The sequence below is a fragment of the Streptomyces sp. NPDC048516 genome, from assembly GCF_043199875.1.
Lineage (GTDB): Bacteria > Actinomycetota > Actinomycetes > Streptomycetales > Streptomycetaceae > Streptomyces.
In genome coordinates this window covers 57,005-69,356 of record NZ_JBICWS010000021.1, presented here as the reverse complement: position 1 = coordinate 69,356, position 12,352 = coordinate 57,005, and the positions used below count along the sequence as shown (strand labels likewise).

General features: G+C 73.4%; 12 protein-coding genes. 7 read left to right on the top strand and 5 right to left on the bottom strand.

Going from position 1 to position 12,352, the window contains the following annotated elements; all coding sequences use genetic code 11:
* Positions 1-181 precede the first annotated feature (181 nt).
* Together ACGFR7_RS31400 and ACGFR7_RS31395 are read right to left on the bottom strand one after the other, a co-directional pair.
* The gene (locus ACGFR7_RS31400) at positions 182-1,027 is read right to left on the bottom strand and encodes an aldo/keto reductase (protein ID WP_393325709.1); all 846 of its coding nucleotides are present in this window, start codon (positions 1,025-1,027) and stop codon (positions 182-184) included.
* Between the two features lie 184 nt (positions 1,028-1,211).
* The gene (locus tag ACGFR7_RS31395; protein ID WP_393325708.1) at positions 1,212-2,522 is read right to left on the bottom strand and encodes a lipase; all 1,311 of its coding nucleotides are present in this window, start codon (positions 2,520-2,522) and stop codon (positions 1,212-1,214) included.
* 335 nt (positions 2,523-2,857) lie between these two features.
* Between ACGFR7_RS31395 and ACGFR7_RS31390 the strand changes: the two genes are divergently transcribed.
* Positions 2,858-3,646: a sulfite exporter TauE/SafE family protein gene (locus tag ACGFR7_RS31390; RefSeq protein WP_393325706.1), complete on the top strand. Its 789-nt coding sequence runs from the start codon at positions 2,858-2,860 to the stop codon at positions 3,644-3,646.
* Between the two features lie 26 nt (positions 3,647-3,672).
* Here the strand turns inward: ACGFR7_RS31390 and ACGFR7_RS31385 are convergent, their stop codons facing one another.
* Positions 3,673-4,542 (bottom strand): class I SAM-dependent methyltransferase, encoded by an 870-nt coding sequence (locus tag ACGFR7_RS31385; RefSeq protein WP_393325704.1) that lies wholly within the window; start codon positions 4,540-4,542, stop codon positions 3,673-3,675.
* 134 nt (positions 4,543-4,676) lie between these two features.
* A complete protein-coding gene (locus ACGFR7_RS31380) occupies positions 4,677-5,042 on the bottom strand; it encodes a cupin (protein WP_393325702.1) in 366 nt (121 codons plus the stop codon).
* Positions 5,043-5,487: 445 nt separating this feature from the next.
* On the opposite strand from ACGFR7_RS31380, the gene cutA reads away from it, so the two are divergent.
* Positions 5,488-5,784 (top strand): divalent-cation tolerance protein CutA, encoded by a 297-nt coding sequence (gene cutA, locus ACGFR7_RS31375; protein ID WP_393325779.1) that lies wholly within the window; start codon positions 5,488-5,490, stop codon positions 5,782-5,784.
* A 1-nt stretch (position 5,785) separates the two neighbouring features.
* On the top strand, positions 5,786-6,820 hold the full coding sequence (locus ACGFR7_RS31370; RefSeq protein WP_393325701.1) for a trypsin-like serine peptidase: 1,035 nt from the start codon (positions 5,786-5,788) through the stop codon (positions 6,818-6,820).
* A 48-nt stretch (positions 6,821-6,868) separates the two neighbouring features.
* On the opposite strand, the gene ACGFR7_RS31365 is transcribed toward ACGFR7_RS31370, so the two are convergent.
* Positions 6,869-7,627, bottom strand: a complete 759-nt coding sequence (locus ACGFR7_RS31365; protein WP_393325699.1) for a vancomycin high temperature exclusion protein — start codon at positions 7,625-7,627, stop codon at positions 6,869-6,871.
* A gap of 210 nt (positions 7,628-7,837) precedes the next feature.
* Here ACGFR7_RS31365 and ACGFR7_RS31360 point away from each other — a divergent pair, with 210 nt between their 5' ends.
* The 4 genes from ACGFR7_RS31360 (at position 7,838) to ACGFR7_RS31345 (ending at position 12,214) form a co-directional block, all read left to right on the top strand.
* Positions 7,838-8,278, top strand: a complete 441-nt coding sequence (locus tag ACGFR7_RS31360) for a gamma-glutamylcyclotransferase family protein (RefSeq protein ID WP_393325697.1) — start codon at positions 7,838-7,840, stop codon at positions 8,276-8,278.
* A gap of 367 nt (positions 8,279-8,645) precedes the next feature.
* A complete protein-coding gene (locus ACGFR7_RS31355; RefSeq protein WP_393325695.1) occupies positions 8,646-9,671 on the top strand; it encodes an adenosine deaminase in 1,026 nt (341 codons plus the stop codon).
* A 297-nt stretch (positions 9,672-9,968) separates the two neighbouring features.
* Positions 9,969-10,904, top strand: a complete 936-nt coding sequence (locus tag ACGFR7_RS31350; RefSeq protein WP_393325693.1) for a sirohydrochlorin chelatase — start codon at positions 9,969-9,971, stop codon at positions 10,902-10,904.
* Positions 10,901-12,214, top strand: coding sequence for a deoxyguanosinetriphosphate triphosphohydrolase (locus ACGFR7_RS31345; protein ID WP_393325691.1), 1,314 nt, complete (start codon positions 10,901-10,903; stop codon positions 12,212-12,214). The genes ACGFR7_RS31350 and ACGFR7_RS31345 overlap by 4 nt, the downstream gene beginning before the upstream one ends.
* The last annotated feature ends 138 nt before the right edge of the window (positions 12,215-12,352 follow it).

Genomic DNA, 12,352 nt, shown 5'->3' with positions numbered 1-12,352 from the left:
CGCGCGTCAGCGGCGCGTACCGACCCCCCCGGCCGGATGCGGGTATGACGACGGCCCCCGCCGGGCAGCGCGCCCTCGGCCGGGTACAGCCTCCCGGACCGCGGCGGCGGCGCGGAACCGGTCCGGGCGCAGCGATAAGCCCGTCGGCGCCACACCCTGCCCTGGCGTCCTTGCCGCGTGGCTACCCCAAGGCGTCCAGCTGAGCCACCTCCCCCTCCGTGAGCACGATCCGGCCCGCGGCCAGGTTCTCGTCGAGGTGGGCGGGCGAGCCCGTACCGGGGGTGGGCAGCAGGACGGGGGAGCGGTGCAGCAGCCAGGCCAGTGCGATCTGGCCGGGGGGCGCGCCATGCCGGGCGGCGACCGCGGCGAGCGTCGGGCCCGCACCCTCGGCCAGTGCGCCGTTGCCCAGCGGGAACCACGGCAGGAACGCCGTGCCCCGCCTCTCGCACAGCTCCAGGACGTCCTCCGCGCCGCGGTCCAGCAGGTTGTAGCGGTTCTGCACCGAGGCGATCGGGGCGATGTCCTGGGCCCGCTTCAGTTCGTCCGCGCTGACGGAGTCCAGGCCGATGTGCCGGATCTTTCCCTCCTGTTGGAGCTCGGTCAGCGTGCCCAGCTGGTCGGCCATCGGCACCTGCGGGTCCAGTCGGTGCAACTGGTAGAGGCCGAGGGCGTCGGTGCGCAGCCGCCGCAGGCTCGCCTCGCACCTGGCGCGCAGGTCCTCCGGGCGCCCGGCGATGTGCCAGAGGTCCGGGCCGGTACGGACCACCCCGCCCTTCGTCGCGATCACCAGCCCCTCCGGATACGGATGCAGGGCGCGCGCCACCAGCTCCTCGGCCACGTCCGGGCCGTAGTTGTCGGCGGTGTCGATCAGAGTGACGCCGTGCTCGACGGCCCTGCGCAGCAGCGCGACGGAGTGCTGCGGATCGTCGTGCCGCGGCCCCCAGTAGCCGGGCCCGACGAGCCCGCCGGTCCCGAACCCCAGCCGCCGGACGGGCAGCTCCCCACCGATCGCAAAGATCTCTCCCATGGCCCCGGCTCCCTCGGTATCGCTGTCGCCACTGCTGTCGCCGCTGCTGTCGCCACCGGATCGGTGCCTGGAGGCAGAGCCGGTCTGCCATCGGCCGTGGTCCCGGCACCGCTCGGCCAGGGCGGCAGCAACGGCGCACCCTGCGTCCACACGTCATCGTCCATGGTCCACGGCCGAGTGCAAGTCACCGCCGGCGCAACTCACCGAACCAGCGCACGATCGCCGACGTGGCCGCGGCATTGGACCCCAAGTGGCGGGACCCCTTGTAGTCGACAGCGCCGAGATCGACGACCGGGGCGTCCACGCCTTTCCTGAGCAGAGCCTCCTGGCAGCGCTCGGTGTTGGCGGTGGCAGCCTGCTCGTCCCCGGTCGCCATGTACAGCCGGACCGGCGCACGGGGGGCCCAGTCGGTGCATACGGCGCCGGTGGTGCGCAGCGCCGCCGCCAGCGGCCCCGTCGGATGCGCAAGCAGCTCGCGGCCGTGCTCGGTCAGCAGCTCGTCCAAAGTGCCCGGGGTGCCCCGCATCAGCTGCTCCCCCGTGTGGGCGCCGTCGAAGAGCGCCTCGACGGTGCCCGCATAAGGAGCTCGGAAGACCTCGCCCGGGCTGTCGTAGACGTGGTGGAGCCGGTTGAATGCCACCAGGGTGTACGCCGCATACAGCACACCGGACTTGGGCTCCATCCTGCCCTCGAGCAGCGCGGGCAGCTCCGTACCACCGAAGTCGTACGCGCCGCTGACGGGTGCCAGCGCACCCAGCCTGAACCAGTGGTCCTCACGCGCCTCCAGAGCCCGGCCGAGCCCCAGCGCCGCCGAGGCGCCCTGCGAGAAGCCGGTGACCATGACCTTGCGCTCCAGCACATGTCCGGTGCGGGGCGCGAAGGCCCGGGCCGCCCGCAGCATGTCCAGGGACGCCGTCGTCTCCGAGCCGATGTCCATCCAGGGGTGCAAACCGGGTCCCTTGCCCAGCCCCAGGTAGTCGGGCGCGACCGCCGCAGCGCCGGACGCCGCGTGCGCGATCACCGGCGCGGACACGAACGCGCCGCGCCGCATGGACGGGGAGTCGTTCTTGTGACTGCCCGTGCCGTGTGCGAAGGAAACCGCGCGTAACCGTCCCTCGCTGTTGAGCGGCAGCGCGAAGAGCCCGCTCGCCGTGGTGGGCCGTCCGTATGGATCAACGGTCCGGTAGACCAGCCGGTACGCGACCACGCCGTAGCGGACGGTGTCGTCCTCGAACCCGGCCGCGCCCAGCTCGGCGGCCACGGCCTGCGGGGTCTGGAGTGTGTACAGCTTCTCTGCGGAGACCAGCGTGCCCCGTTCGCGCTCCTTGAGCTGCGCCTGCGCCTGGGCGTGATCAGTGGGCGCAGCCGCATTCGCAGCGGTGGCGACGGCCGCCCCGCTCAGCAGCAGGCCACAGCAGACGGCTGCTACCTGCGCCCGGCGACCGCTGCGGTACCGGGTTTTGCTGCGCGACGAGAGTAAGGCGGGGATGAGCACTGGTTCCTCCAAGTACGGTTCGAAAAGGTCCAGTTCAGCCTCACCTGTGGTGAACGTCGGCGCACTGGTGCACGCCCCCCGGCCCTCCTGGCGCCTGCACCCGATCGCGTCACCGCCCGAAGGTGGTCCTCACCGATCGCGTGGCAACCTCTACGGCCTGTCCCGTAAGGGATCTCGCGGAGCGGAGGCGTGAGTTGACGCCTGAGCGAGCCTCGGGGGATGAGTGCCCTGCTCACGTCAACGAGGGTTGCCATGGCCCTAGGTCAACATATGTTGACGCTGGGGCCAGGTCCGGAACAGGCCTTGGGGCGGGGCGTGGTTTATAAGATCAACCGGTGCCTCCTGACATATCGCTGTTCACCGTGACCCTGCTCTGTCTGGCCGCCCTCGCGGCGGGCTGGATCGACGCCGTGGTGGGCGGCGGCGGACTGCTGCTGCTCCCCGCCCTGCTGGTCGGCCTGCCGCACACGCCCACCGCGTTCGTCCTCGGGACCAACAAGTCCACCGCCGTCGTGGGCACCACCGCGGCCGCGGTCACCTACGTCCGCAAGGCCCCGATCGATGTCCGAAGCGCGCTGCGCATCGGCCTCGCCGCGATGGCCGGTTCGCTGGCCGGGGCGTTCTTCGCGGCGGGTATCAACAGTGAGGTGCTGCGCCCGCTGATCATGGCAGTCCTGCTGGGGGTGCTCGCCTTCGTCCTCTTCCGCCCGGCCTTCGGGACCGCGCCCGCGCCCTCGGGCCCGGTCTCCCGCCGCCGCGTCGTGGCGGCCGTCCTCGTCGCGGGCCTGGGCATCGGCTTCTACGACGGCCTGATCGGACCCGGGACCGGCGCGTTCCTCGTCGTCGCGCTCACCGCGATCCTGCACATGGACCTGGTCAGCTCGTCTGCCACCGCCAAGGTCGTCAATGTCTGCACCAATGTCGGCGCGCTGGCGATGTTCGCGATCCAGGGCACCGTGCTGTGGCAACTCGGCGCCCTGCTGGCACTGTTCAACCTCGTCGGCGGCATGGTGGGCGCCCGGATGGCCCTCAAGCGCGGCGCCGGGTTCGTGCGGGGCGTCCTGGTGGTGGTCGTCGTCGCCCTGCTGTGCAAGCTGGGCTACGACCAGTGGCTGGCGGCCTGACCCGGCACCGGCTGGAGGGGACAGGCTCAGAACCGGCAGTGGTACATCCGCGCCATGTCCCGCACCGCGGGCACCTTCGCCGAGACCCGGGCCGCCAGCCGGTAGGCCGTCGGCAGGTTCTCGATCCCCGGGATCTCCAGGGCGCTGATGTTCTCGACGATCTCCAGCTCCGGGCTCAGCCGCGCGATGCCCGCGACGTCCGTGCCCCAGTGCAGCCGCGCGCCGGCCTTCACGACGACCCGGTTGAGCCGCTGTGCACGGATCGCGAATCTGCTGAAGGCGTCGAAGGCCGGCTCGCCGCTCGGTACGTGGGAGATCAGCCGCCGCAGCAGAGCCGTACCGTCCTCCTCGGTCAGATACATCAGCAGTCCCTCGGCCACGATCATCGTCGGCCGGTCCGAGGGGATCCGTGTGGTCCAGGCCGGGTCGGTCACCGACGACGGGACGGTGGTGTACCCCGCGCGCTCCGGGTAGAGCTCCCGGCGCAGCGCGATGACCTCGGGGTGGTCGACGTCGAACCACCGCACCCCCGGGCCGGGGGCGAGACGGTGGACGCGGCTGTCGAGGCCGCAGCCCAGGTGCACCACCGTCGCTCCCTCGTGGCGGGCGAGGAAGCGTGCCGTCCAGGCGTCCAACCGCCGGGCGCGCAGGGCGACTCCGGCCGCGTCGCCGCGACCCATCCGCATCCTGGAGAAGTCGTAGTCGAGCCGTCGCACGGTCTCGGCGGCCAGGGTGTCGCCGAGGATCGGACGCTTCGCGCGGCTGTCGACCGCGCGGCCGTAGAGCGTGGCGAGGAGGGTTTCCTTCTCCTCGGTCAGCTGCACCTGCTGCACCTGCTGCACCTGCTGCACCTGCTGCACCCGCGCAGGGGGCGGGGTGGCGCTCGGACTGGTCATGCCATCGACGGTACGGAAGATTCAGAAAAATGTGAAGACTCGGAAGGTTGAGCGTCGGCCGAGGCGGTCGCGTCCGTCGCGGCCTCTCCCGGTCGCCGCAGTAGCCCTCCCCGTGGGCGCCCGCCGCCGCAGCCCTACCCGGGGGCCGCCGCCGCGGCCGCCGTACGGCGCTCGCTCAGCGGGACTCCCGTGACGGCCGTCAGCACCACCGCCGCGTTCTCCAGGGCCAGCAGCCCGTGCCGTTCGCGCGGGAGCATGGCGACTTGACCGGCCTTCAGTTCCGGGCCGCCGCCCTCCCCGGTCAGCCGGACCCGGCCGAGCAGGACGTGCAGGCTCGCTGCCGGGGGAGTGTTGTGCTCGTCCAGCTCGGTGCCCGCGGTCAGGGCGATCACGGCCTGCCGCAGCGGGCCGTCGTGCAGGAAGAGGTGCGCGCTGCGTCCGTGCGCGGAGGTCCTGGCTTCGTCGAGCAGGTGACGGGCGAGTGCATCGAGATCGTCCATGAGGCCGGCCTTTCGCGTGCGGACGCGGCGGAGGTTCCTTTCCATCGTTGCCGGTGCGCCCCGGGACGCAACCGGGGAGCGCGCCCGCGGGCCGGGGACTGTCCGGAAACCGTTCGGCGGGCGGTCCGGAAACCGTTCGGCGGGCCGTCCGGAACCGTCCGGGAGCCGCCTCGCGGAGGGGACGGCGTCCGGGTGCATACCGCTGCCGGGCGGGCCGGCCCCTTACGGGATGATCATCTCGGTCCGTACGATGCGGAGCGGTTCCGCGGCCGTCGAGCGCGCCTGCTCGGCCGGTGCGGGCCCACCGTCCCGTCTGTCCCGATCCCTCCCGACCCCCACCGCGAAGGATGCACCTGTGGCCGACCCGACCGACCCGACCGACCCGACCGAATCGACCCGACCACCCGGCTCCGCGGGGCACCCGGACGCCCGATTCCTGACCGTGATGACGACCGTCGACAGCGAGGCCAAGGCCGCGCACCTGGCCCGCGGCGCGATCGAGCTAAGGCTCGCCGCCTGCGCGCAGATCAGTGCGCCGGTGACCTCGGTGTACCGCTGGGACGACGCGATCGAGACCGGCCAGGAGTGGCAGGTGCTGTTCAAGACGGCCCAGGCGCGCTACGAGGCCCTGGAGGCCTATCTGCTGCAGGCGCACGACTACGACACCCCCGAGATCATCGCCACGCCGGTCACCCACGGTGGCGCCGGCTATCTGTCCTGGGTCGCGAAGGAGACGAGCTGACGTGGAACGCAACACCACTGGGCGCGGTGCGACGACGCGGCATGCACAGAAGCGGCCGGTCCGGCGGCGCTGGATCGCGGCCGGGACCGCGGTGGCCGGTGTGGCGGCGTGCCTGACCCTCGCCTCCGTGGGCCATGCCGCCCAGGACGCCCCGCAGGCGGCGGCGCACGGCGACCGGCCGAGCCCCAGCCCCCGCCCCGGTGCCACCTGGACCAGCCGGGACGCCGCCGCCTACTGGACGCCGGACCGGATGGCGGCCGCCGCACCGGCCGGCCCCGTGCGCGGCACCTCGGACCGGGCCGCCGGAGCCCGGTCCGCTCCCGCCGCCAAGTCCGCCCCTGCCGCCAAGTCGGCCGCCACCGCCCGGCACTTCGACGGCGTCCCGTCCGTCGGCGTGCTGTTCTCCGTGGACGGGGACGCCGGCGCGCACCACTGCACCGCCAGCGTGGTGCACAGCCCGCACCGCAACCTGATCCTCACCGCCGGGCACTGCAATCCGGGTACCCGGGCGGCCTTTGTCCCGCAGTATCGTTCCGGCGCGGACAAACAGCCGTACGGGGTGTGGGCGATCGAGGACACCTTCGCCTACCCCGGCCGTGGCACCACCGGCGCCGGGGCGGACCTCGACTTCGCCTTCGCCACCGTCGCCCCCGACGAGGACGGCCGGCCCGTAGAGGAGACCACCGGCGGCAACACCCTCTCCCCGGCGCCCGGTTACACCAATGACGTCACCGTCGTCGGCTACCCGAACGTCCGTAACGACCCCCAGGACAAGGCCGTACGCTGCGCCACCCGCACCAGCCGGCTGTCCGGCACCCATGAACTGCGCATGGAGTGCGGCGGGTTCTACGGCGGCACTTCCGGCAGCCCCTGGCTGGCCGACTTCGACGAGGAGAGCGGGACCGGCCGGGTCATCGGCCTGATCGGCGGCCTCAACGGCGGCGGCCCCAAGGGCCCGGACAGCGACCGCATCTCCTACAGCCCGTACTTCGGCCAGAGGGTCCTCAGCCTCTACGCCCGGGCATCGCAGGCGTGATCGTGCTCCGAGGGGGGCGGGGGCGTTAACGGTGGGGTGGCGGGGGCGCTAACGCAGCGACTCCGCCACCCCCTTCTCGTGCGGCCCGAGGAAGCGCGGATCGGGCTGCAGCAGCGCCTCCGCCGCCGCCTTCGGGGCCGCGAAGATCTCCCGGACACCGCCGTACGCCCAGGTCACATCGCGCTTCGCGGCCACCCCGACGCCGTACGAGTCGACCCCGGCCGCCTGACACAGCGCCAGCGCGCGCCGGATGTGGAAGCCCTGGCTGACCAGCACCGCCCGGTCCACGCCGAAGACCCGGTGCGCACGGCTGCAGGAATCCCAGGTGTCGAAGCCCGCGAAGTCGCTGACGATCTTGCGGGCCGGGACACCGTGCCGCAGCAGATAGGCGCGCATCGCGTCCGGCTCGTCATAGTCGTCCCGGCTGTTGTCGCCGGTGACCAGGACCGCGCGGACCGTGCCCCGGTCGTACAGGGCGGCGGCCGCGTCCAGCCGATGGGCGAGATACGGCGACGGCGCGCCTTTCCACAGCCCCGCACCGAACACGATGGCGACGGGCGCGGCGGGCGCGTCCGCGACACTGCGCACCCGGGGGCCCGCCGAGGCGTTCATCCAGGTCGCGGGCGCCAGCGCCAGCACCGTCAGGGCGACGACCGCCTGATAGGCGCGGCGCCGGCCACGACGGGTCCGCGGCAGCCGTATTCGGCGTAGTCCCCGTAGTCCGCGTAGTCCCCGCAGTCCGCTCCCTGCGCGCTGCCGTACGCGCCGCCCTGCACGCCGCACCGGCCCCGGTTCCTGCCCTTGCATCCGTCCGTGCCCCGTTCCCGGCCATGCCGGTCGTTTCGGTCTGTCCGTCGTGATCGATACGACGGACGTGATCGGTCTCGTCCGTCGTGACCGGTCTCGTCCGTCGTGATTGGTCTCGCAGGCTGCGACGCCCACCGCGCCGTGATGGTTGCGGCGGCGGCCTGGCATCGTGGCAGAGGGAGCACCCCGGCCCGGAGAGGAAGCACCGCCATGACCACCGAGCCCGAGCGCCTGCCGTTCTTCGTCTACGGAACGCTGCGTCCCGGCGAGGCCAACCACGCCTGGGCCCTGCGCGGCCGGACCACGGCCGAGGAACCGGCCCACATCGGCGGCGCGCTGCTCTACGACGGCCCCGGATACCCCTACGCGACGGCCGGACCCGCCGGCGCGGTGGTCCACGGCGACCTCGTCCTGCCCCGCGACACCGACTACGACGAGGTGTGCGCGACGCTGGACCGGCTGGAGGACTACGCCCCCGGCGACCCGGAGAACCTTTACGAGCGGGTGTGCACCGAGGCCGTGCGCGCGGACGGCAGAACCGTACGGGCCTGGGTCTACCTGGCCGCCGACCGCCTCGCCGCCCGGCTGCGCGCCACCGGCACCCCCATCGAGGGCGGGGACTGGCCGGCGTCGAGAGCCGCGGCCGGCTGACGGCTCGGCCGCAGTGACGCCACCGGCCTCCGCCGCAGTGACGCCACCGGCCTCCGCCGCAGTGACGCCACCGGCCTCCGCGGCAGAGACACCACCGGCCTGCGTCGCAATGCCCGCACGGCCTCCCTCGCAAAGACACAACCGGCGCGCGGGCTGCCAGGGTGCCGCCGCGGCACCGGTCACCGGCCCGGATAGCCTGGCAACTCCTCGCCGGACGGGCCCCTTCCGGTCACCGGCCGAGGCCCCGCAACCCCTGACCGTTGTCCGCTGCCCGCAACCCCTTCCCGTACCGCTGACGACTTCCCGTACCGCTGACGACTTCCCGTACCGCAGAACACTTCCGAACCGCAGAACAGGTGTGACCCGCGTGGCTTCCTCCCCGTCCTCCCCCTCCGCCGCAACCGCCCCCGCGCCGCTGCCCAAGGCGGAGCTGCATCTGCACATCGAGGGCACCCTGGAGCCCGAGCTGGCCTTCGCACTCGCCGAGCGCAACGGCGTCGCCCTGCCGTACTCCACCGAGGACGAGCTGCGCCGCGCCTACTCCTTCGACGATCTGCAGTCGTTCCTGAACCTCTACTACGCGCTGATGGCCGTGCTGCGCACCGAGGACGACTTCGCCGACCTCGCCCACGCCTATCTCGCCCGCGCCCGCGAACAGGGCGTACGGCACGCCGAGATCTTCTTCGACCCGCAGGCGCACACCGCGCGCGGCGTCCCGATCGCGACGGTCATCAACGGCCTGGCCCGCGCGCTCGACAGCGCCCAGGAGACCTACGGCATCAGCACCCGCCTGATCATGTGCTTCCTGCGCGACGAGAGCGCCGATTCCGCCCTGGCGACGTTCGAGGCGGCCCGCCCCTTCCTCGACAGGATCACCGCCGTCGGCCTGGACTCCGCCGAGGTGGGGCACCCGCCGTCGAAGTTCAAGGAGGTCTTCGCGCTGGCCCGGGAGGCCGGACTCAAGTGCGTCGCGCACGCGGGGGAGGAGGGGCCCCCGGCCTATGTGTGGGAGGCCCTGGACGTCCTCGGCGTGGACCGGATCGACCACGGCGTGCGCTCCCTTGAGGACGAGCGGCTGGTGGCCCGCCTGGCGGCCGAGCAGGTGCCGCTCACCGTCTGCCCGCTGTCCAACGTCCGGCTGCGGGTCATCGACGACCTCGCCGACCACCCGCTGCCCGCGATGCTGGACGCCGGACTGCTGGTGACCGTCAACTCCGACGACCCGGCCTACTTCGGCGGCTACGCGGGCGACAACTTCACCGCCGTACGCGACGCCCTCGGCCTCGACGCCGAGACGCTGCGCACCCTCGCCCGTAACTCCTTCCGCGCTTCCTTCCTCGACGAGGCGGCTCGCGCGGCGTACCTGCGGGAGGTCGACGCGCACGGGGCGTAGCGCGGGCCGGCGGGCGGCCGGGCTCGCCGGGCGCGCCGGGCACGGGGCGTGCCGGGCGGCCGGGCTCGCCGGGCGCGCCGGTCGCAGAGCGTGCCGGGCGTAGCGCAGGCCGGAGCGGTCGGCAGGGACCCGGGTGACGGGGCCTGCCCGCCCGTCCTGCCTGCCCGCGCGCCCGTCCCGCGCGCCCGTCCTGCCCGCGGGTCCTGACCGCGCGACCGGGGCCGCCGGCAGCCGGAAGGAACACGAAGTTCGCCGCGGGGAAACGGCACCGCAACGCGCGCCTGCCACGCTCACGGCATGACGGCGCCGATACCGCACCCGCCCTCCGCTTTCCCCGGCCCCCTCGGCGCGGGAGACCTCGCCGCCGAGATCAGTGCACAGCTCGGCACCCGGCTCGGCCGGGTCCGGCTGCACGGTTTCCGCAGCCCGGCTCCGCCGCCCCCCACCCTCGTCGCCGTGGCTCACGGCAGCCGTGACCCCCGCGCCCTGCCCACCGTCCGGGCGCTGCTCGACCGGGTCCGGGCGCTGCGCCCCGGGCTGCCCGTACGGCTCGGGCACATCGAGCTGAACCGTCCCCTGCTCGCCGACACCCTCGCCGAGCTGGACGGCGCGGCCGTCCTCGTCCCGCTGCTCTTCGGCCGGGGCCACCACGTCACCCACGACCTGCCCGCCGCGCTGAGGGGCGCTGTCCACCTGACCGGCCGGGTCGCCGAACCCCTGGGGCCGCACACCCTCCTCGCCGAGGCGCTGCACGGCCGCCTCCTGGAGGCCGGATTCCCCGCCGGCCGCTGCCCACGCGGCGCCGTGGTCCTGGCCGCCGCCGGCTCCCGTGCCCCGCAGTCGGTCCAGGACACCGAGCGCACCGCGCAACTGCTCTCGGCCCGCCTCGGCGGCACCCCCGTACTGCCCGCCTACGCCTCAGCCCTCCCGTCGCCCGCCACCACCCCGGCCCGTGACGCTTCGCGTGGCCCCTCTCAGATCGCCCCCACCGTCCCCGACGCCCTCGCTGCGCTGACCGCCCGCGGCCACGACCGGATCGCCGTCGCCTCCTGCTTCACCGCCCCCGGTCGCTTCGCCGCCCAGAGCGCGGCCGCCGCCCCCGGGACCGCCTCCGCGCCCCTGGGCGACCACCCCGCACTGGCCCGTCTCGTCCTGCACCGCTACGACCAGGCGCTCCTCGCACGTACCGGATCCGGTCCCGAGAGCACCAAGGCGGCTACCGTCGCTGTATGACCGGCACCTCACCGACCATCCCCGGCTATACCGCGGCCGATACCGAGCGCTGGGTTTCCGAGCCCGACAAACGGCCGGGACGCACCGCCTTCCAGCGCGACCGCGCGCGGGTGCTGCACTCCGCCGCGCTGCGCCGGCTGGCCGGCAAGACGCAGGTCGTCACCCCCGGCGCCCACACCCCCGCCTGGGACGCCAGCCCGCGCACCCGGCTGACCCACTCCCTGGAGTGTGCCCAGGTCGGCCGGGAGCTCGGCGCCGCCCTCGGCTGCGACCCGGACCTGGTCGAGACCGCCTGCCTGGCGCACGATCTCGGCCATCCGCCCTTCGGGCACAACGGCGAGCAGACGCTCAACGAAGTCGCCGCGGCCTGCGGCGGTTTCGAGGGCAACGCCCAGTCGCTGCGGCTGCTGGCGCGGCTGGAGCCCAAACGGTTCGTGCCCGCCGCGGACGGCTCGACGGTGAGCGTGGGGCTCAACCTCAGCCGCGCCGCCCTCGACGCGGCCACCAAGTACCCCTGGACGCGCGGCGCCCACCCCACCGACCCGGCGTCCCCGAAGTTCGGGGTCTACGAGGACGACCTGCCGGTCTTCGAATGGTTCCGGAGGGACACGCCCGCCGGTGCGCAGAGCTTCGAGGCGCAGGTCATGGACTGGTCCGACGATGTGGCCTACTCGGTGCACGACGTCGAGGACGGGCTGCACGCCGGCCACCTCGACCCCAACCTCCTGCTCGCGGACGCCGAACGCGCCGAGATCTTCGCGGTCGCCGGTGAGCGCTATGCGCCCGGCGCCGGATCCGAGGAACTGGCCGCTGCACTGGACCGCCTGCTGGAGCAGGAGTGGTGGCCGCACGGCTACGACGGCTCCGCGCTGGCCCAGGCCCGCCTGAAGGACGCCACCAGCCAGCTGATCGGCCGCTTCTGCCTCGCGGCCGAGGCCGCGACCCGGGCCCGGTGGGGGACCGGGCCGCTCACCCGCTACGCGGCCGAGCTGGTGGTTCCGGCCGAAACGCGGTGGGAATGCGCCGTTCTGAAAGCCGTCGCCGACCGGTACGTCATGCAGCGCCCTGACCAGGAAGCGCTCCGTGCCGAGCAGCGCATCGTCATCGCCGAACTGGCCGAGGCGCTGCTCGCCCGCGCCCCCGACGGCCTTGATCCGCAGTTCCGTTCACTGTTCGACGCGGCCCCCGACGACACCGCACGGATGCGCGCCGTCATCGACCAGATCGCGGCCCTGACCGACACCTCGGCCCGCTCTCTGCACGCCCGCCTCACCCGCCACCCTGGTCACGCGCCGGGCAACCGAGGGTGACCCTAGGGGGAAGCCCCTCTTCTCCCTCATGCTCTTCCCCCCTCACGCTCCGTGCGGGACGCTCGAACCCGGCCGCTTTCGAACGGAGCACCCTGACAACAGTGAACAGAGAACCCTGACCACGGTGGGCCGAGAGCC

Coding starts and splice junctions, on each gene's coding strand:
- ACGFR7_RS31400 (WP_393325709.1), bottom strand. CDS start 1,027: ATGGGAGAGATCTTTGCGATCGGTGGGGAGCTGCCCGTCCGGCGGCTG.
- ACGFR7_RS31385 (WP_393325704.1), bottom strand. CDS start 4,542: ATGACCAGTCCGAGCGCCACCCCGCCCCCTGCGCGGGTGCAGCAGGTG.
- ACGFR7_RS31380 (WP_393325702.1), bottom strand. CDS start 5,042: ATGGACGATCTCGATGCACTCGCCCGTCACCTGCTCGACGAAGCCAGG.
- cutA (WP_393325779.1), top strand. CDS start 5,488: ATGACGACCGTCGACAGCGAGGCCAAGGCCGCGCACCTGGCCCGCGGC.
- ACGFR7_RS31365 (WP_393325699.1), bottom strand. CDS start 7,627: ATGCAAGGGCAGGAACCGGGGCCGGTGCGGCGTGCAGGGCGGCGCGTA.
- ACGFR7_RS31360 (WP_393325697.1), top strand. CDS start 7,838: ATGACCACCGAGCCCGAGCGCCTGCCGTTCTTCGTCTACGGAACGCTG.
- ACGFR7_RS31350 (WP_393325693.1), top strand. CDS start 9,969: ATGACGGCGCCGATACCGCACCCGCCCTCCGCTTTCCCCGGCCCCCTC.
- ACGFR7_RS31345 (WP_393325691.1), top strand. CDS start 10,901: ATGACCGGCACCTCACCGACCATCCCCGGCTATACCGCGGCCGATACC.